This window comes from Vibrio sp. 10N.222.55.C7 (genome assembly GCF_041473335.1).
In the GTDB taxonomy this organism is placed as follows: Bacteria; Pseudomonadota; Gammaproteobacteria; order Enterobacterales; family Vibrionaceae; genus Vibrio; species Vibrio crassostreae_C.
In genome coordinates this window covers 34609-55389 of record NZ_JBFRSC010000018.1, presented here as the reverse complement: position 1 = coordinate 55389, position 20781 = coordinate 34609, and the positions used below count along the sequence as shown (strand labels likewise).

16 protein-coding genes are annotated in these 20781 nt (G+C 45.4%); 8 read left to right on the top strand and 8 right to left on the bottom strand.

The window, feature by feature from the left end:
- Nucleotides 1–165: 165 nt before the first annotated feature.
- Nucleotides 166–438, top strand: coding sequence for a hypothetical protein (locus AB4482_RS06160; RefSeq protein ID WP_019822928.1), 273 nt, complete (start codon nt 166–168; stop codon nt 436–438).
- A gap of 561 nt (nt 439–999) precedes the next feature.
- Here AB4482_RS06160 and malG read toward each other — a convergent pair.
- The 3 genes from malG to malE form a co-directional block, all read right to left on the bottom strand.
- Nucleotides 1000–1890: a maltose ABC transporter permease MalG gene (gene malG, locus AB4482_RS06155; RefSeq protein ID WP_017060050.1), complete on the bottom strand. Its 891-nt coding sequence runs from the start codon at nt 1888–1890 to the stop codon at nt 1000–1002.
- 11 nt (nt 1891–1901) lie between these two features.
- Nucleotides 1902–3473 carry a maltose ABC transporter permease MalF gene (gene malF / locus AB4482_RS06150; protein ID WP_017060049.1) on the bottom strand — a complete coding sequence of 524 codons (1572 nt, stop codon included), beginning with the start codon at nt 3471–3473 and terminating at the stop codon, nt 1902–1904.
- Between the two features lie 81 nt (nt 3474–3554).
- On the bottom strand, nt 3555–4739 hold the full coding sequence (gene malE / locus AB4482_RS06145; RefSeq protein WP_017060048.1) for a maltose/maltodextrin ABC transporter substrate-binding protein MalE: 1185 nt from the start codon (nt 4737–4739) through the stop codon (nt 3555–3557).
- 664 nt (nt 4740–5403) lie between these two features.
- Here malE and malK point away from each other — a divergent pair.
- Nucleotides 5404–6516, top strand: a complete 1113-nt coding sequence (gene malK, locus AB4482_RS06140; RefSeq protein ID WP_017060047.1) for a maltose/maltodextrin ABC transporter ATP-binding protein MalK — start codon at nt 5404–5406, stop codon at nt 6514–6516.
- Between the two features lie 258 nt (nt 6517–6774).
- On the opposite strand, the gene AB4482_RS06135 is transcribed toward malK, so the two are convergent.
- Complete coding sequence (locus tag AB4482_RS06135) at nt 6775–6975, bottom strand: hypothetical protein (protein WP_010431457.1); 201 nt, start codon at nt 6973–6975, stop codon at nt 6775–6777.
- 208 nt (nt 6976–7183) lie between these two features.
- Nucleotides 7184–9100, bottom strand: a complete 1917-nt coding sequence (locus AB4482_RS06130) for a methyl-accepting chemotaxis protein (protein WP_372180685.1) — start codon at nt 9098–9100, stop codon at nt 7184–7186.
- A gap of 456 nt (nt 9101–9556) precedes the next feature.
- Here AB4482_RS06130 and AB4482_RS06125 point away from each other — a divergent pair, with 456 nt between their 5' ends.
- Genes AB4482_RS06125 through AB4482_RS06100 form a run of 6 tightly spaced genes read left to right on the top strand, consistent with a single transcriptional unit; the run spans nt 9557 to nt 16517 of the window.
- Nucleotides 9557–10513 (top strand): MoxR family ATPase, encoded by a 957-nt coding sequence (locus AB4482_RS06125; RefSeq protein WP_017064262.1) that lies wholly within the window; start codon nt 9557–9559, stop codon nt 10511–10513.
- 10 nt (nt 10514–10523) lie between these two features.
- The gene (locus AB4482_RS06120) at nt 10524–11450 is read left to right on the top strand and encodes a DUF58 domain-containing protein (protein ID WP_372180683.1); all 927 of its coding nucleotides are present in this window, start codon (nt 10524–10526) and stop codon (nt 11448–11450) included.
- On the top strand, nt 11447–11932 hold the full coding sequence (locus tag AB4482_RS06115; RefSeq protein ID WP_102428541.1) for a DUF4381 domain-containing protein: 486 nt from the start codon (nt 11447–11449) through the stop codon (nt 11930–11932). The genes AB4482_RS06120 and AB4482_RS06115 overlap by 4 nt, the downstream gene beginning before the upstream one ends.
- Nucleotides 11925–12932, top strand: coding sequence for a VWA domain-containing protein (locus tag AB4482_RS06110; protein WP_017065686.1), 1008 nt, complete (start codon nt 11925–11927; stop codon nt 12930–12932). The genes AB4482_RS06115 and AB4482_RS06110 overlap by 8 nt, the downstream gene beginning before the upstream one ends.
- The gene (locus tag AB4482_RS06105; protein ID WP_372180681.1) at nt 12925–14835 is read left to right on the top strand and encodes a VWA domain-containing protein; all 1911 of its coding nucleotides are present in this window, start codon (nt 12925–12927) and stop codon (nt 14833–14835) included. The genes AB4482_RS06110 and AB4482_RS06105 overlap by 8 nt, the downstream gene beginning before the upstream one ends.
- A 2-nt stretch (nt 14836–14837) precedes the next feature.
- The gene (locus AB4482_RS06100) at nt 14838–16517 is read left to right on the top strand and encodes a BatD family protein (protein ID WP_372180679.1); all 1680 of its coding nucleotides are present in this window, start codon (nt 14838–14840) and stop codon (nt 16515–16517) included.
- A 69-nt stretch (nt 16518–16586) separates the two neighbouring features.
- Here AB4482_RS06100 and AB4482_RS06095 read toward each other — a convergent pair whose 3' ends face one another.
- The 3 genes from AB4482_RS06095 to pstA all read right to left on the bottom strand — a co-directional run bounded on the left by AB4482_RS06095 (nt 16587) and on the right by pstA (nt 20771).
- Nucleotides 16587–18731 carry a GGDEF domain-containing protein gene (locus AB4482_RS06095; protein ID WP_372180678.1) on the bottom strand — a complete coding sequence of 715 codons (2145 nt, stop codon included), beginning with the start codon at nt 18729–18731 and terminating at the stop codon, nt 16587–16589.
- Nucleotides 18732–19067: 336 nt separating this feature from the next.
- Complete coding sequence (gene pstB / locus AB4482_RS06090) at nt 19068–19817, bottom strand: phosphate ABC transporter ATP-binding protein PstB (RefSeq protein WP_004737715.1); 750 nt, start codon at nt 19815–19817, stop codon at nt 19068–19070.
- A gap of 90 nt (nt 19818–19907) precedes the next feature.
- Complete coding sequence (gene pstA, locus AB4482_RS06085; RefSeq protein ID WP_017064256.1) at nt 19908–20771, bottom strand: phosphate ABC transporter permease PstA; 864 nt, start codon at nt 20769–20771, stop codon at nt 19908–19910.
- Nucleotides 20772–20781: the final 10 nt, after the last annotated feature.

Sequence of the window (20781 nt, the reverse complement as noted above, 5' to 3'; positions counted from 1 at the left end):
ATACCTTCGTGCTCTACACAGCCAAATCCGCTGCACACCCAATACAGACGATAAGAGCGTGATACCCAGCCAAAGGTTGAAATGAATCGGCACTTGTTCACTGATTTATTTTGACTGTAATAAAGTCGTCATTTTGCTCTGATTAAATACCGCCAATCATAATAGATGCATTTGAATTTCTTGGAGCCACTCTTGAGCGTCATACGCCCCACTCTTAGCGAGTCTACACTGAACAATTTAAAGGCTGTTGAGTACCAATGGGTTAGAACTTTGTACGTCGAAGGCTACGACAGCAATGAAATCAACCACTATATCCAAACGTGTTTCGGTGGAGATCCGACATTTGCCGATCTATTTCGTCGCGTGGCACTCGATCAAGAAAGCATCTATGTGCTATTGCAACACTTAGGTTGTGCTCCTTCTAGTAAAGAGTTCTAACTTCTAAGTCCCACCAAAAACCAGAAGCATAAATAAACCTACTTCCATAACCCTCATGAATGTCACTTGAATATTCTGTAACTACCTCTCGCTTACCCATACATTTTCAGTGCAATTTCAGGTTTTGTTGCATACAAATCATTGAAGTATCACGCATTGGAATATTCACAACATATCAATAGTACAACAGCCACTTATACTGAGTGTCTGATTTGTGAGACTAGTTCATTTCTACAAGTAACCAAAATGAAGTGGTCGGTATTTAGGAGAGAAGTAACTCGAAACTTTGGGTTTTAAAGTAGATATGAGCGCGATAGTTAACGAGTAACGCTGACACAAAAAACAAAAAGTAGCAGGCATAAAAAAACCCAAGTAAATACCTGGGTTAGAGTTACAAAAACCACTAATCATTAATAGCGTAAGGAACCTGATTAGTAGCCAGCTATGCGTAACCTGAGGGTTATTTTTATTACTGATCGGCGGCCAAACCAAATGATGTAATAAAAATGCCAATATAGAGCGACCTAACGGTCGCTCTTTTTCTTTCTTATAGAGTACAGCTTATCCTTTTACACCACCTGCCGTCAAACCACCAACTAACCAACGTTGAGCAAGTAAGAACACGATAGTAATCGGAAGTGCTGATAGTACAGCCGCTGCCGCAAAGTCACCCCATAGGTAGTTCTGAGGGTATAGGTACTGCTGCATACCTACTGCTAGCGTGTAAGAGTTCACATCTGTAAGTAGGATAGACGCTACTGGCACCTCACCCACTGTCGCGATGAAAGATAAGATAAACACAACCGCTAGGATTGGCACAGACAGCGGTAGTAGAACCAGTCTGAATGCTTGCCAAGGCGTTGCACCATCAAGGGCTGCTGCCTCTTCCAGAGAGTTATCAATCGTCTCAAAGTAACCCTTAATCGTCCATACGTGCAGTGCAATACCACCTAGGTAAGAGAAGATTAGACCACCGTGTGTGTTCAAGCCTAAGAACGGAATGTATTGACCAAGTTTGTCAAACAGCGCGTAGATTGCTACTAGAGCCAATACTGCTGGGAACATTTGGAAAATCATCATCGCTTTCAGGATTGTGTTCTTACCTTTAAAGCGCATACGAGCAAACGCGTAAGCCGATGTCGTAGACAGTGTCACAATCAGAATCGATGTGATACCTGCAACCTTCACTGAGTTCCATAACCAAGTTAGCACAGGGAACGGAGGTGACGTTACCGAGCCATCTGCGTTCGTTACTGACATACCCAATGCTAACTTCCAGTGTTCCAATGATGGGTTATCTGGAATCAAACTACCGGTTGCGAAGTTACCTTCACGGAACGAGATCGCGATGATCATCAGTAGTGGGAAGATAATCATTGCCAAGAAGCACCACAACACTGCATGCGTTGCCCACACTCGGTATTTAAGGCCTTTACCTTGTACCATAGCCATTGTCGTGCTCCTTAATCTTGAGACAGTTTAGTGAAACGAAGGTTTAGTAACGCTAGTGCACCAACCAATAGGAAGATAAGCGTTGCGATAGCACTTGCTAGACCGAAGTCTTGACCGCCGCCGCCTTCGAATGCAATTCGGTACGTGTAGCTTACAAGTAAGTCTGTGTAACCCGCTGGCTCAGAAGTACCAATCATGTTCGGGCCACCGTTCGTCAATAGTTGAATCATTACGAAGTTGTTGAAGTTAAAGGCAAACGCTGCAATCAATAGCGGTGTAAGCGGTTTAATCATCAATGGGAACGTAATGCGCTTGAAGTTATCAAGGAAGTTCGCACCATCGATTGCTGACGCTTCGTATAAATCATCAGGAATCGCTTTAAGCAGACCCATACATAGAATCATCATGTAAGGGAAACCTAGCCATGTGTTAACCATCAACACCATGGTTTTCGCTAAGATAGGGTCTGAGAACCAGTTCGGGCTTAAGCCGAAGATATTCTCGAGCACCATGTTGATCTCACCAAAGCTTTGGTTGAATAGACCCTTAAAGATAAGAATCGAGATAAACGCGGGTACGGCGTAAGGCAGAATCAGTAGAACACGATAAATAGAACGACCTTTCAACTCTTCCCATTGCACGATGTTAGCCAATACAAGGCCGATAACTAGCGTGAACGCTACGGTACATACCGAGAAGATAACCGTCCAAATAAAGATGCTGATAAACGGTTCTTTAATGCCGTCATCTTTCCATACACGCTCAAAGTTATGCGTACCAATGCTAACCACGAAACCTGGAGAGATGGTATTACCCGTAAACTCACCATTTGCATCAACAGGCTGGTAGAAACCCACATCCATATTTGGCTTGAGAACTTCACCCGTTTCATTGTTGATTAACGTTTCTTCATCGTCTTGTAGCGTGTAAAGCGGAGCAACAGAAGCAAACTTACGTAAGCCACTCATGCGGATGTCACCACCGTCAGGTAGATTGAAATCAACACCACTGATTGCTGCTCGGTTTTGAATGATCGCTTTGATCTTCTCTTTTTCACCTTGCGCAGACTCAATAACAGATAGGTCCATCTCTGTTTCTGTCATATTGTCTAGAGAAAATACGTCAGTCGCTAACAGTTGATCGCCATCTTTTACAACGATCTGGTGACCGTCATCTGTCTTGTACAAAGTAAATGGGTAGCTCTCACCGCTTTGGAAAGAACGGTCTAAAAGAACGGTTTGAGTACGCTCTAGAGAAAGTTGGTTTTTCGCGCTGTAGTTAGTAAACGCAAGCCCTACGGTGTATGCCAATGGGAAAAGAATGAACAAGATCATTCCGGCAATACCTGGGTAAATATAACGGTGGGCGTAAGTTTTTTTACTACCAAAAATGTAAAGTGCCAAAGCCGTTAAGATCACTGTAAGCAGCGCAAAAGCGAGCTCACCGCGAGAATACATTAGAATTGTAGCGTAGCCGTTTATTAAGCCAACGCTACCAAGCAACCCCCATTTAATGAAGACGCTTTTACTGCCTGGAAGGCTTGATGGTGCTGGGATAGCATCTGTACCTTGAACTGACTGCATAGAGGAACCTGCTAGCGATATAGATAAAAAATAGAAAAGTAAGGAGAGGTTACCCTCTCCTTAAAAGGTAGTGCCTGGGTGTTACTTAACCATACGACCTTCAGCAGCTTTTAGTGCTTGGTCTACTGATTGACGGCCGTCAACTACGTTGCCGATCGCTTCTTCCATGCTGTACCAGAATGTTGTGAACTGAGGGATGTTAGGCATGATTTCACCGTTCATCGCGTTGTCCATTGTTGCTGCAATACGAGTATCGCTGTCTAGTTGACGTTGGAAAGAGTTAAGAGCAACAGCGCCTAGTGGCTTGTCGTCGTTCAGGCTCTTCATACCTTCATCTGTTAGTAGGTAGTTTTCCATGAACTCAACAGCTAGGTCGCGGTTTGGAGACGCAGTGCTGATACCACCTGCCCATACACCAACGAAAGGTTTAGACGCTTTACCGTTGAACTTAGGTAAAGTTGTTACGCCGTAATCTACGCCAGCTTTCTTGATGTTTTCCCAACCCCAAGGGCCGTTGATTGTCATTGCAACGTTACCTGCAACGAATTCAGACTCAGCTACTGAGTAATCCATGTCTGCAGAGATAACTTTGTCTTGTACCATCTTCTCGATGAAACCTAGAGACTTCTGAACACCGTCAGTCGCTACGCCCGCATCTTTAATGTCGTAACCTTCTGCAGTCTGTTTGAATGCGTAACCGCCGTCAGCTGCAAGTAAAGGCCATGTGAAGTAAGCGCCGCCACGTAGAGGCCACATGATTGCTTTCTTGCCGTCTTTTTTAAGTTCAGCATCAAGTGCTGGGATTTCTTCCCAAGACTTAGGTGGGTTAGGAACAAGCGCTTTGTTGTAAATTAGCGAAACTGACTCAACAGCAACAGGGTATGCGATTGTTTTACCCTCGTATGAAACAGCGTCCCATGCGAAGTCTACGATACCTTCTTTAGTTTCTTTAGAAGGTTTGATATCAACAAGAAGTCCCGCTTCTGCATAGCCGCCAAAACGGTCATGTGCGTAGAAGATCATGTCTGGGCCATCGCCAGCTGCTGCTACTTGAGGGAATTTCTCTTCTAGCTTGTCAGGGAAAGCGACGGTTACTTTAACACCAGTATCTTCTTCGAAGCGTTTACCTACTTCAGCCATGCCTTCATAAGCTTTGTCACCACCTACCCAGATTGTTAGTTGTCCTTCTTCGATAGCAGCATTTGCACCAAAAGAACCCAGAGCAACTATTGTACCTAGAGCTACAGCGCTTAGAGCGTTTTTCATGTGAATATCCTTTTTATATTTATACGTAGGGCACATCTACCAAGACGAGCCAGTTTTCGGAGGTTATGATCTGAGAAAACAGACCCTAGCTCATCATCCTAGCCACTACGCCCTAGCTATTATGGCTTAAATTCGTGATCGCCATCCGGTCAGATTAGAGACTGCAATCACAAAACGTATACTCATCGTGATCAACATCACCGTTACGCGGTGGATTTATTTGAACTGGATCGCCAATTATTAATAACCCCATTTATCTACTCCTCCCCTCCTACTCCCCCTAGTTAATTTTCCATTAGGAGGATGTACCCTTACGCCAATTCACCGAAACTGCATTCATCCAAGAGTGGATAGTAAGAACCCTTTACCGGCAAGTGTTATGCGTTGACGCATTATTCATTTAGTTGGCTTCACTGCCCGCTGGTGTCTTATATTAGCATCGAGCTAAATCTGTGATTGAATCACGGGGGAGGTTTAGCTGGATGTGGGGGAAATGGGCATCAGTTTGGCTATGACGGGTGGGCTTGGTTAAAGAAGCCAAGTCTCACCCACTTTTTTCTTACTCACTCAATACTTACCAATTCCTACAGTTACTGCTGACCCAAAAATTTCTTATAATGATAAGCAGTAAAACTTAAAATTTGATCGATCGAGGACAAGCTAGATGGCGAGTGTCACGTTAAAAAACGTTTATAAATCATATGGTGATGTACAGATTTCTAAGGACGTAACCTTAGACATCAACGAAGGTGAATTCGTAGTATTCGTTGGACCATCAGGTTGTGGTAAATCGACGCTATTACGTTGTATCGCAGGTCTAGAAGACATTACGTCTGGTGATTTGTACATTGGCGACCAACGCATGAATGACGTTGAACCGTCAAAGCGTGGCGTAGGTATGGTATTCCAGTCTTATGCGCTTTACCCTCACCTTAACCTATACGACAACATGTCTTTCGGTCTTAAGCTAGCAAACGCAAATAAAGCTGAGATCGACAAACGCGTTGAACATGCTGCAGAAATCCTTCAGCTTGGTCACCTTCTTGAGCGCCAACCTAAAGCGCTTTCTGGTGGTCAACGTCAACGTGTTGCGATTGGTCGTACTCTGGTTTCTCAACCAAACGTATTCCTACTTGATGAGCCTTTATCAAACCTAGATGCCGCGCTACGTGTTCAAATGCGTTCGCAAATCACCAAGCTACAGCGTCAACTGGGTTGTACCATGATCTACGTTACCCACGACCAAGTGGAAGCGATGACAATGGCGGATAAGATCGTTGTTCTGGATGGTGGTTATGTATCTCAAGTCGGTAAGCCGCTTGACCTTTACCACTACCCTCAAAACCGTTTCGTTGCTGGCTTTATTGGCTCACCGAAGATGAACTTCATGTCGGTACACATTGAACAAGCTGAAGCAGAACGCGTATTGGTACAACTTTCTAATGGCATGACTTTCTGGATCCCTGTTGACGGGACGACGGTTAATGCTGGTGATCGTATGTCTCTGGGTATTCGCCCTGAACACTTGATGTCTGCTGAATCAGGTGACGCGACGATTGAAGCTGACGTGATGATGGTAGAGAAACTAGGTAACGAAACTCAGGTTTACCTAAACCTTGAAAGTGCCGATGCTGATGTTATCTATCGTCAGCCAGACACGTTGAAAATCGAATCAGGTGACAAGTTGGCGATTGGTATTCCAGCGCACCGTTGTCACCTGTTCCACAGCGATGGCCGCGCATGTCGTCGTTTGTACAAAGAATACGGCACAGACTAATCGCTTAGCCTTTTAGGATATAACTTGCCCATATCGAATCCCTCTTACTCAGTAAGGGGGATTTTTTTATGTGCTGGATATTTTTATGTGTTGGATACGAGTTTCACTTACATTGAATAGTTCATGAGTCAGCCACTCGGTCTTTCGCTAGCAGCAATAAAAAAGGTCTAGCAAGCGCTAGACCTTTATCTGTTAGTTAGGCTATGAACCCAACCGCTAATATCACTTCTTTCAGACATGAAACCTGTCTAAATCAACTTAGTGAATTGGCGTATCATTCTGTTTGTTGAACTGGCCAAAATGCTTCTCTAACACTTCAGGAGTCAGTTTGCCTTCCGCCTCTAGTCGCTTGAACTCAGCAACAATTGCTTTTTGCTCTTCAAGTGATGGCAGTTTCACCTCAGGCTCATCGCCCATCTCTTGAGTCATCTGCTCTAGTTCTTTTTCAAAATCGCTCATGATACTTACCTAAATATTAAACCTAACGAGATTTTACTCATTTACGCCCTATGATGCTAGGGCGATTGAGTGCAAAGCCCGAAACCAGATCAAGCGAACGTCAGTTAGAAGAAAACAAGCACGTAAATAAAAAGAGCTGAATTCACGATTAAATGAATCCAGCTCTTAGTTTATGTATCTTTGTAAGCCATGCTACAGCTTAAAGGGATTAAAGCTTAAATGAACCAACCATCTTATCTAGACGAGACGATAGATCACGAAGCTCTTGGCTCGCTTCAGCAAGTTGCTCAGCCGTGCCCGTTGTCACTTCGTTGATTGCGTTAATCTCTTCAATGTTCTGGTTGATGGTGTGAACTACGGTTGATTGCTCTTCCGTTGCCGTTGCCACTTGAGTGTTACGGTCTGTGATATCAACGATACGGTCTGAAATACCACTCAGCACGTCTACCGCTTCATCCGAAGCCGATACACCTTCAAGGGTAATCACCTTACCCGCACTCATTGCCGTTACCGCATCTTTAGCATCGCTTTGCAGTTGGTTGATCATCTTTTGAATCTCTTCCGTTGAATCTGCGGTACGGCTTGCTAGGTTACGTACTTCATCCGCTACAACCGCAAAACCACGACCTTGCTCACCAGCACGGGCGGCTTCAATTGCAGCGTTTAATGCGAGTAAGTTAGTTTGCTCTGAAATATCACGGATAACACCCAGAATAGAGCCGATGTCTTGAGTTGTAGAAGCCAGTTGCTCTACTACCTGACCTGTGCTTTCAATATCTTGCGCCAAACGACTGATCGCGTCTTTTGCTTTGTTCACCACAGAGCGGCCTACTTCCGTATTGCCTGAAGCTTGAGTTGCCGTTTCTGCTGCGGTTGCCGCGTTCGATGCAATCTCGCTGATGGTCATACCCATTTGGTTAATGGCAGCCACCACTTGAAGCGTTTGGTCGCGCTGTTCTTGGCTGTTGTCGTGGGTGATGTGGGCTTTGTTAGAAACACTCTCTGCCGCCACTTGAAGCGCTTGGCTTGTCGAACACACCTCTTTCATCGACTCGTGAATCTTTTCAATGAATCCGTTGAAGCCTTTTGAAAGCTGTGCAATTTCATCGTTGCCTTTCACTTCGATACGCTGTGCAAGGTCACCGTCGCCTTCACCTAAGTCGCCGAAACGCTTAGCCAAAAGCTTGATCGGTTGAGTAATGCTGTTCGCCAGAACTACGCCCATTAGGATAAAGACTAACGCCACAACCGCAGTCATGATCAGCATCTTCTGCGCAGTCGCATCAAGCTCAGCAAACACTTCACCGGTTGGTACCACACCAATAACGAACCAGTCCATTGAAGACACATACAAGCTCGCCACGAACAGCTCTTGGCCTTGGCTTTCTGTAGTAATCAGGTTGAAGCCCGACTTGTTCAGTAGTTGGCTTGCTTGAGGACCGTAAAGTTGTTGAAGTGAAGAGTCACTGCGAGAACGCTCGCGATGAATTTGAACATCACCTTGGCTATCGGTTAAGAAGACAAAACCAGTATTTTCAATCTTGAAACCGTTCAGCAGGTTAACCATGTCATCCATCGACTTTGATAGACCAGACATAGCCAAACCAGAAGGCTGTTGGTAGTTAGCAAACATCTTCACTTCGCCATTGGCTTCTTGGAACATGCTCACCATGGTCGGCTGTCCAGATTGCGTAAAGCCAAAGAACCAACCATCTTGCTGTTGGTTTAACTGACGTAGGAAGCCATTTTGGTTCCAGTAGTAAGCAGTTTGACGGTTCGCCACTGAGGCATCGTTCAACTGATACTGGTTACGAACATTGTTCAGCTGTTTCACCAGTTTATTTTCTAGTGCGGGATCGCGATCGGTCGATTCGATAGCATCAGAAATAAATTCATTTGAAGCAATTTGCTCCGCCGCTAGTAATAGCTGAGAGACTTCTCGGTCAATTTCACCATTGATTCGCTCTAGCATTCCTGGAAGTTCAATATCGATCAATCGATGACTTAATACATCTCTTGCTTGTTGTTGTGCCATTGCGCCGACAATCACTGTCGATGCAAGAACCGCAAAGGTAATTCCAAGTACAACTTTTTGCTTGATACTCAGAGAGTTAATTTTAAACATATTTGGACCTTTAAAAAGAATCGCTCGTTATTGGTATACCCTGAACAGGACTTTTTTAGTGCACTCCAACAAGCAATGCACAATCTGAGTGATGTATCGGCCACAACCAATAAAACTAGAGACTTTCTTCTCAAAAAACTGCAAATATGATGTAACAATTAGAAATATTCACCTTGAGCATGAATTAACTAAGCAAATACCGCATTGTCGAGAGTCAATTTTAGTTCTCACCCCCTGAGACCCAACCGAACTCAAACCACTCCCCACCGCCGAGCTTTTGTATATAAAAACCAATTGATATAGTAATAATCACAACCTAACGATTTTTTTAGCTAACCACTTGTAAATATTTCCAATTTTGAAAAAATAAATTACGCAAATGTACTGGAACTTTTTCCTCGAAATCAGTGACCAATACTCAAAATAAAAATCAAATGGATACCCAGAGAGTCCAAAATGCACAAAACAAATTTCGAAGTCCTTCAAAACTATCTAGAGTCTCAAATCATTGGTCAAAAAGAGCTCGTTAAGCAACTGATGATCGCCCTTTTAGCGGATGGTCATATCCTCGTTGAAGGACCTCCCGGCTTAGCAAAAACTCGCGCAGTAAAATCATTGGCTGATTGTGTTGAGGGTCACTTCCACCGCATTCAATTCACTCCCGATCTGTTACCTGCTGATTTGACGGGTACCGACATTTTTCGCCCTGAGACTGGGGAGTTCACTTTCCAATCAGGCCCGATTTTCAACTCGCTGATTCTAGCGGATGAGATCAACCGAGCTCCGGCGAAAGTTCAAGCGGCAATGCTGGAAGCAATGGCAGAGAAACAAGTAACTGCCGGTCGAAAAACCTATGCGCTGCCTGAGTTGTTCTTGGTAATGGCAACACAGAACCCAATTGAACAAGAAGGGACTTACCCGCTACCGGAAGCTCAGTTAGACCGATTCTTGCTTCACCTAGAGGTTGAATACCCAGATATGGAAAGCGAGCTTGAGATCTTACGACTCAACCGTGGTGAGGCTCAAGGTAACGAATCAGCTCAGCCACAACAGATATCTCAGCAAACGATCTTTGAAGCGCGCCAAGAAGTGCTCAACATTCACATGGCAGACACCATTGAGCAGTACATCATCAGACTGGTTATGGCGACTCGCCAACCTAAGCAATACAGTGACCAACTTGATCAATGGTTAGACATGGGTGTCAGCCCGCGTGCAACCATTGCGTTAGACCGTTGTGCCCGCGCTCACGCTTGGCTTGCAGGACGAGATTACGTCACGCCACAAGACGTTCAAGCGATGGCATTCCCTGTGTTACGCCACCGTCTACTGCGCAGCTACCACGCACAAGCTGAAGGTGTCACCGCAAACCAAGTGATCGCACACCTTATTTCATTGGTTGGCAGCGCATAGGGATACGCGCATGAATAATCAACTACCCAACCATAGTGACGGCGTCACGTTAAATCTGGATGAGCTGCTGCAATACAAAGCGCAGTCTGTTCGCTGGTTGCCTCCCGCCAAGAGCCTTTGGTCACAGCTTAACGGCCAACACGAGAGCATCCGTAAAGGTCGCGGGATGAATTTCTCTGAAGTTCGTCAATATCAAGCGGGTGATGACATACGCAGCATTGACTGGCGAGTAACCGCAAGAACAGGCAAAGCGCATACTAAGCTGTTCTCTGAAGAGAGAGAACAACCTGTCATCTTGTATTTAGATTTATCAAGCAGCATGATTTTCGGCTCAACCTTGTTGCTGAAATCGGTTCAACTTGCACACTTTGCTAGCCAACTGTGCTGGCTTACTGTGGCTCAAAAAGATCGAATTGGCGCGGTGATCGATACTGGCAAAGAGGTCATTGAGATTAAGCCAAGTGCAAGCAACCATGCTCCACTGCGTATTTTGCAAAAAGTCATAGAAATCAATAATACGGCACTGACTAATCACGACAATCATAATGACACGACCTTAGAGCATGGACTGAAATCTCTGCACCAGCTTTGCCCTAAAGGAAGCGATATTATTATGCTCAGTGACTTTGTGCGTTACCAAGAAAGTGACTACTCACTTATCAGTCAAATTCGCCGACACAACAGAGTACGTCTTGTGCATTTCTACGACCCGCTAGAGCAAGGTGAAACCACCTATAAAGGCTCTAAACAGGTCACCGATGGCAGCAAAACTCAATGGTTTAATTTCTCTTCTAATAAAGAAAAGCAAAAGCTTAACCATGCTTTTTCGCTTAAGAAACAGCAGCTGCAACAGATGGGGTTATCTCTCGCGATACCTTATAGCTCGGTGTCGAGTGCGCAGCCACTCATGAGCCAGATATCAGGAGCTCAGTCATGAAACAGCCCTTAGATTTAAGTCCGGTGATTGCGCCAGACGCCCCGACTTGGTGGCCTTTGGCGTGGGGTTGGTGGGCAGTCATTATCACAGCCATTTTCCTGATTGCCTTGGTGTTTTTCATTCTAAAACGTAGAAAAAACAATCAACAGGCGAAACAAGAAGCGCTGTCTTACTTTAGTAATAGTCAGTCCCAAGATGGCTTGTCTCCGAGCAAAGCACAACGCATCCTTCGTCAAGCAGCACTGAGCTATTTCCCTCGTGAAAAAATTGCAGGTTTGTCTGGTGATGATTGGTTGAAGTTCTTAGATGCGCAATTGGCGAAGCCGTTATTTGTAGCAAAACAATCCCAGTGGCAACAAGCGCTCTATCAAGATGTAGCCCTAATGAACGACGAACAGAAAAAGGCTCAACAGCAATTGGTTAATGATTGCGAAACTTGGCTTCGCAAAGCACTTCCTCCAAAGCGAGGTCGTTATGAGTGATTTTCTAAGCACTATGTTTCTAAGCAGGGACTTGCTAAACATCGAGTTCGTTTGGTGGTGGATGTTCTTCATCGCGCCACTGCCGTTGCTCGTTTACTTGTTCTCACCAAAGTCAGAATCGAGCAATGCCCTAAGGCTTCCATTTCTGCCAGAAGACAGCAATACCAAAACACCGAGCAGTCGCTTACCAAAGGCGTTGTCCGTGATTATCTGGCTTCTGCTGGTTACGGCGAGCGCACGCCCTGTATGGTATGGCGAACCGGTGGAGTTTCAGCCGAAGCATCGTGATTTAATGTTAGTTGTCGACCTCTCCTATTCGATGAGCCAAGAAGACATGCAGTTCAATGGCGAATACATCGACCGCTTGTCGGCGGTGAAACGCGTATTGAGTGACTTTATTGAGCGACGAAAAGGCGACCGAGTTGGACTGGTGTTATTTGCTGATCACGCCTACTTGCAGACCCCGCTTACGCTAGATAGAGATACGCTTTCACAACAGCTCAATCAAGCGGTGTTAAAGCTGATTGGTACTCAAACAGCGATTGGTGATGGTATTGGTCTTGCCACCAAAACCTTTGTCGATAGCGATGCGCCCCAACGTGTAATGATTCTACTCAGCGACGGCAGTAATACCGCCGGGGTATTAGACCCATTAGAAGCGGCGGATATTGCAAAGAAATACGACGCAACGATTTACACCGTGGGTGTCGGTGCAGGCGAGATGATGGTCAAAGAGTTCTTCATGACGCGCAAAGTCAATACTGCTCAAGACTTGGATGAACGTACACTAATAGAAATTGCCAAACGCACCGGCGGTCAGTACTTCCGAGCGCGTGACAGCAAAGAGTTAGCGACGATTTACGACACCATTAACCAGTTAGAGCCCGTGACGAACGCCACTAAGATCTGGCGACCGCAACAAGAGTGGTTTGTATGGCCACTGTCGGCGGCAATGTTCTTCGCATTTATGCTGTTAGCCATTAGGAGAAACAATGTCTAACTTTACTTTTATCTACCCATATTGGTTCTTGGCGCTTGCCGTGCTGCCCGCTATTTGGTGGCTGAGCAAGACACAGTCCAAACAAGGATTACTCGCGTCACACATCGCCCGTTACTTGGCGCCAGAATCGAGTAAGCCATCGAAAAATCGCAGTACTTACTTCGGTATTTGGTGGCTGGTCGGCGTTATTGCGTTAGCTGGGCCAAGCTTCGAGAAAAACGAACAACCAAGCTTTGAAAAAACGCAGGCACGAGTTGTGATCATGGACATGTCGATGTCAATGTATGCCACCGATATTAAGCCGAATCGCTTAACTCAAGCGCGATACAAGGCTCTTGATCTGCTTTCATTATGGAAGGAAGGGCTAACAGGCATGGTGGCGTATGCTGGGGATGCTTACACCATTAGCCCGCTAACGTCAGACATCAACACCATCAAAAACCTAGTGCCTAACCTATCGCCAGATATCATGCCTTATCAAGGTGGTGATGCCGCATCAGCTGTTAAGCTTGCGATTGATATGATGACTCGCGCGAAGATCTACCAAGGTGATTTGGTATTGATTGCTGATGACATCGATGACCAAGAGAAGAAGCAGATCGACGCCCTACTCTCTGGCAACGATTGGACATTGTCGATTCTAGCTGTAGGGAGTGAAAACGGTGCGCCAATCTCGTTACCTACGGGGTCGATGCTGCAAAGCGACTCAGGACAAACCGTGGTGGCAAGAACCAACTTGAAGAACATGCGCGAGCTTACACGCAGCTATGGTGGCACGTTCACTGAAGTTCAATTTGATAACTCAGATGTTGAACACATCGCGAGCTACCTCGACCGCGTTGCAACAACATCGGAAGTAACCAAGACCAAGAACTCACTCAACACCAGAGTGAACAACGGTTTCTGGTTACTGCCTTTGCTATTACTTCCGGCACTTGGATTATTCAAGAAAGGGGTTATTTGGTGTGCCTTAGCTGGAGTTATCTCTTTTAGCCAACCAAATACTGCGTTTGCGAACCCGTGGAAAACCAATGATCAAGTAGGCTATCAGCTGTATCAGGACGAGGACTTCCAACAAGCTGCTGAACAGTTCACCCAACAAGAGTGGAAAGGCATTGCTCAATACAAAGCCGGTGATTTCGAAGCCGCAGAGCAGACGCTGCAAGAGCTTTCTAGTGAAGATGCTCGCTACAACCTTGCTAACGCTCAAGCCCAACAAGGTAAGTACGACCAAGCGATCCAAGAGTATCAACGTATTCTTGAAAGCAACCCTGAACATGCTTATGCGAAGAAGAACCTAGAGATTGTCGAACAGGCTCAGAAGCAACAGCAACAGCAACAGCAACAGCAACAGCAACAGCAAGGCGATTCTGACTCCAAAGACCAGAATGACCAAAATCAGCAAGGTCAGCAAGGTCAGCAAGGTCAGCAAGGTCAGCAAGGTCAGCAAGGTCAGCAAAATGATTCTTCGCAAAGCTCTCAGGATCAACAACAAAGCTCCAGTGGCAAGTCGCAAGATCAAAGCAGTAACCAAGATCAACGCGGTAGCCAAGACCAAAACTCATCTCAAGGCCAACCTGAAAATCACTCTGACTCTGAAAAGTCTAAACAAGACGACAAGCAAGCCACGCAACAAAGTAACAGTGATCAGCCGAAACAGAGTGACCAAGAAGGCGCTACACCTCAAAGTGCTAGCGCACAACAAGCTTCAAAAGAAGATGGTGAGCAAAGTAGTCAGCAAGCTGTAGCACAAACCTCAGATCAACCTCTGTCGAGCGACCCTGACATGCGAAAACTTGAGCAAGTAGAAAGCGCCCGTGACCCGAGCCAACTGCTTAAAGCGCAAATGATTTTACAAGCACGACAAAAAAGTGCTCCTAACAACCAGAACAAAAAGTGGTAACCATGCGATTTTTAAACAAGCCATTTTTATCCGTACTCCTAACATTGTTGTTGGGAGCTTTCTCGTCCTTCTCAGTATTGGCTGCAAACGCCGTGGCGAGCGTTTCACATAACAGTGTCACCAAAGATGAAGTGTTCCTTCTTAGAGTTGCAACCGATGAAAAGGTCTCCTCTGATGCTCTAGATCTAACAGCGCTCCAGCAGGATTTCTATGTTGGCACACCAAACTTTGGGTCTTCGATGCGAATCGTCAATGGCAGCCGTTCGGTGTCAAGTGAATGGAACATCAGCCTTGCTCCACTGCGTTTGGGTAAGTTGCAAATCCCGAGTTTTGATATTGAAGGGGCAAAAACCAAGCCTATCACCATCAATGTTGCAATTAACAAAGCCGCTCCAACTCAACATGATATGGCAGAGTTCCAGCTTAATCTCAGCAAGAACTCGCTGTACCCAGAAGAAGTGGCTGAGCTTGATGTAAAACTCATCATCAAAGCTGACCCAAGAAGGCTGCAAGATCCTAAAATAGCGCCACCGAGCTCGCCGGGCTTAGATGTGGAACCTATTGGTGAATCGAAGCAATTTCAAGATGTTCTCAATGGACAAGAGGTGACGGTAGTTCAACAGTCTTTCCGTATCTCTTCACAAAAGGCCGGACAGTTTAAGCTGAATGGACCGAAGCTGAATGGAGCCGTTGTTTACTCAACCAACAACTCCAGTACAACGCGTCTGTTCCAACTCGACACACCCGTTGAAACCTTAGATGTCACCGTAAAGGATGTGCCAAAAGGCTACAAGGGTGAGTGGTTACCAACATCAAACTTCAAACTGATTCAACAATGGTCCGATAGCCAAGGCAATCAACTGGGAAATAGTAATGGTTTAGAAGGCGACAACCCAACCATTGAAATGGAAGCGGGTGACTCGTTAACTCGTACCATCACCATGACGGCTAGCAACTTAACGCAACACCAACTGCCAAAACTGAATATCACCTACCCTAATTCGGTACGTGTTTATGAAGAGAAGCCGCGATTTGGCACAACTCAGTCAGGTGATGCTGTCGTTGTTTACAAGCAAGTCTTGATTCCGAAAGAGGCTGGAAATATCTTGCTTCCTGATGTGTCTCAAGCTTGGTTTAACACCGATTTGCAATCAGAACAAACCAGCAAAGCGCAGGGGCTAGAGTTAGCGGTAAAAGCAAGTGATCGCGCAGCGTCAAGCACTCCACCAGTTACTGCTACGCCCGCCCAACAAGTAAGCCCGACGGTTGTTACTGTGGATAGCCCAGGGATCTGGCCTTATCTCACCGCCCTATTTGCAGCTTTGTGGCTAATCAGCTCAGCATTGGCATTCTACTTCTGGTCACGCCGCGGTGTAACGACAAAACCAACACACACTGTTGAACGTCAATCAGATACCGCGGAAGCGCTTATTGAAGCTCTAAGAACGAAAGATGGCGTGATGACCAGAACCTTATTTGAGCAATGGAAATCTGAAAATACAGATCTAAGTGATGAGACGTTACAAACCGTTGAAGCCGAACTCACCAAGCTAAACCAAAGCCTTTATGGTGAAGCCGGTTCACCAACCCAAACATGGAGCCCTGAGCTGGCAATCAAAACGGTGAAGAAGCCCAAGAGAGTTGCGAGTAAAAAGCATAATAGTTCGCTAGAAAATCTTTAGTCGACGCTGTTCATCAAGAACAGTAAAACACAAAGGCCGTTGATCATCTTGAGATCAACGGCCTTTATTTTAAGAAAGAGAGGCTGTGACTTTTTTACGTTTTAAGGCAGAAACAATTCGATTTCGCCCCGAGTCTTTGGCTTGATACAAGGCTTTATCTGCCTTGCCATACAACAAATCAAAATCGAACTGATGCTGGTCAGACGTTATCGAGGCATAGCCAACGGATGCCGTTAAATATGGGCTGGTACTACTTTCACAATGCAGGATTTTTGCCTCTTCAATGCATTTTCTAATCGACTCTGCACGTTGCTTTGTCTCTGAGTGATTCGTGCCAATCATCAACAACATAAACTCCTCTCCGCCAATCCGGCAGAAGGTTTCTTTATCATTGTGAACATGGGCATTCAGTATCTCACCTACCGTCCTCAGAGCCGCATCCCCTTCAGTATGACCATAGACACTGTTGTACAAACCAAAGTGGTCGAGGTCGACAAGAATCAAGCCAAATGTAATTTCGTTCTGTAAGGCAAAGGCACCTTGATCGTCACCGTTCAAGTCTTCTAGAACCTGCGACAACATACGGCGGTTTCCAAGGCGCGTAAGAGGATCTAGCTTAGAAATGATATCCAATTGCTCATTCGCCAACTCTAGCTCTTGGGTACGCTTACTGACTTCTTGCTCCAATGTTTCATTGAGCTTTTTCAGTTCTTCTTGAGCCATGGTTCTTTGCAGCACCTCAGCAAGGCTCGAAGCAAAGATACGTATTACCTCACGAAGCTGTGAGGTTAAAGGACTGCGAGTTAATAGGTTATCAGCAGCGATAAACGCAATCGGCTCACCCGTATTGGTGGTGAGCATGGTCATTGCCGTCCAACCGACTCCCACAATATTGAAATCGTGATAGATAGGAACTGATTCTTCAAAGGCAACTTGATTAGGGCAAGCACGAGCTGCGGCTACAATGTCACGTTCCACCAGCTCAGAGCGATAATAGGACTCATCGACAATATCGCCTTTGATGTCAGTGCCCCAAGTACCTTGCATGTAACTGCACTTTTTGTCTGTTAGGAAAACAGCCAGTCGATCGATACCTAGATGTTGAATCGCAAAACTAACCGCGGACTTACAGACTTCACTGACGCTATCGCATCGAGACAGCTCAACCATACTCGAGTGCAACATACGTATGTTCTGCTCTTGGCGCTTGCGAATATAGATTTGAGAAAGCAAAGAGCCAAAAGACTCAAGCATCTGCTTTTGATAGTTAGTAATCGGTGAGCGATGAATGTAGTTATCCATGGCGATCCAGCCGACAGGTTTGTCGCCTTCACGCAAGATAAGCATGCCATTCCACCCCTGCCCGACCACCTTACCTTCTGTATACAGGGGCGCATTATCGATGATGACTAGATTAGTATGGTTATCAGACAGCGCTTCAATGTATTCCGCTTCAAGTTGGTGCAAATCGTATTGAGTGTGGTGTTCACTGTTGGTTTTACACGCTTCGTCAGTGCCATAAGTTCCGCTGAAACAACGCTTTTTCATATCAAGCAACATGAAGATCGCACGATCAAACCCTAACCTGTCTCGCACAGCCTCAACCGATGCTTTATACAAAGCATCGAGTGACTCAGGGTTAGAAAGCTCAAGCGCGACCTGATGAACCAGCTTCATGTTCTCTACAAACAGCTCACGTAACTTTATCTCATCTAAGTATTGAGCTTCACGTGTGTCTCTGTGTTTGATTTCTAGCGCCGCGTTCTTTTCGGCACGAATACATTGCCAACGGGCAGCCGCGAGCTGTAACACATCAAGATCTTGGTCAAAGGTTTGATTAACCTTCTCAGCATTGCAATTTTGAACAATTAAATAAGTTCTGGAGGCAGGTGCGTTGTCGAGCATCATGATAAACGACTCCCCACCAAGCACTTTCATGTGTTCCCACTTGCAGGTGTTGATAGCCATTGGCAAAACCCCGTCTGCGGTATCAAACTGTGAGACCCACGGCCAAAATGTAGAGGGGTAGCTCGCCAATGAGGTTAGGTCGCCATAAGAAAAAAGCGGTAATGCGTCGCTCTCCGGCGTCGGTTCAGCAAATATTCCTATCCCTTTTGGAGTAAGTACCTTAACCAGATAGTCAAAAAGAGACTCAGCCAACAGACGATGGTCGCGTGTCGCAGATATTTGTTTTGCAAAGGCTTTAACAGGCACAGCTTCCTTCCATTGGCGATTAAGAATAAAGCAAAAATACAGAAGGCTTGATATGCAATCAATGTAAGTGAAAATGAGATGTTAAGCGGGTCGCAGTTTCACCTTTAACATTATCACAAGCATGAGAAGGACGACAAAAATGGGATTCTCTGCCCAAAATCACATCGACATTGGGGATTTTTTAGACACATAAAAAAGCCCCACCTATAGTGGGGCAAAACTTCCATCGCTTATAGTTATAGTGATAATTCTGTTGTTCTATTCGACTATCTAACCTGCGTTTCAGTTAGTGTGTAAAGGTATCTAATCGCTTAAATACCACACGTAAATCGTCGATTAACCGAAGTCACCGTTTACGTAACCTTTAGTACGATCATCTTTTGGTTCACTGAAGATAACGCTGGTTTCGTTATGCTCTACAAGCTCTCCCATTAGGAAGAAAGCCGTGCGGTCTGAGATACGACGCGCTTGCTGCATTGAGTGCGTTACGATAACGATAGTGAAGTCTTTCTTCAGATCTTCCATCAATTCTTCAATCTTGTGTGTCGCGATTGGGTCTAGAGCCGATGTTGGTTCATCCATCAGGATTACATCTGGTTCCATTGCAATGGTACGTGCGATACATAGACGCTGTTGTTGACCACCAGACAGACCAAATGCATGCGCTTTAAGACGGTCTTTTACTTCATCCCACAGTGCAGCACTGCGTAGCGAGCGCTCAACCACTTCATCGATGTGTTTTTTGTCTTTGATACCTTGAGCACGTAGGCCGTATGCCACGTTCTCGTAGATGCTCATTGGGAACGGGTTTGGCTTTTGGAATACCATGCCTACGCGGATACGTAGGTCAGCGACATCGATATTACCGTAGATGTCAGTGCCATCCATATCCAGCTTACCCTTAATCGTAACGCCTTCAATTAGGTCATTCATGCGGTTCAAACAACGCAATAGTGTTGATTTACCACAGCCAGACGGGCCAATCAGAGCAGTAACCTGGCGAGTTGGAATTGGCAGGTTGATAGATTTAAGCGCTTGGTTGTCGCCGTAAAACAGATCTAGGTTCTCAATATCAAATTTATTCATGTTCGTAATCTCTAAATTCTTAAATTCGTGTCTAACTTGATGCTTTCTTTATCACGGGGGCTCGCTTTATTTATGAGCCAGCTAATGAGCTTAGTAAGTTGCCGTGTTGAAGCGTCTCGCAATCAGTTTTGTAACCATGTTGATCAAGAGAACCAGTACGATTAGGACTGTCGCCGTGCCGTAGGCTTGGTTCCACTCATCGATAGTAAATAGCTCTGTTGTCAGCTTATATAGGTGAACCGTTAGTGTACGGCCAGAATCGAATACCGACTCAGGAACACGTGCCACCATACCTGCTGTTAAAAATACAGGTGCTGATTCGCCAATTACACGACCAATACTAAGAATGACCGAAGTTAAGATACCTGGCATTGCGCTTGGTAAGATCAAACGCCAGATAGTGTAGATTTTTGAAGCGCCAAGGCCGTATGAGCCTTCGCGGTAAGTTTGTGGCACTGCCATCAATGCTTCTTCTGTAGTACGAATGATTACAGGAAGAATCAGGATACTTAGCGTTAGTGCACCCGACAGAATCGAGAAGCCAAGACCAAGAATCGAAACAAAGAAGGTCATACCGAACAGACCAAAGATGATCGATGGGATACCAGCTAACGACTCAGTACAGAATCGAATCACTTTCACCAATCGGCTACCTACTTTCGCATATTCAGTTAGGTATATCGCCGTCATGATGCCCAGTGGCGCGGCTACCGCAATCGATGCGATTACCATGTAGATCGTGGCAATGATCATTGGGAAAATACCACGTTCTTCACCAGTACGAGTGTAATCGTCAGTGATGAAGTTCCAATCTACGTATTGCAGACCGTTCGATAGGATGTACCAAATAATCCAGAATAAGAAACCAACGGTTACAGCTGCAGCTGCCCAGATAAAACCTTTTAGGATGTTATCTTTGGTTTGACGTGCTTGTTTTAGTTTTACGCGATCCATATTACTTATC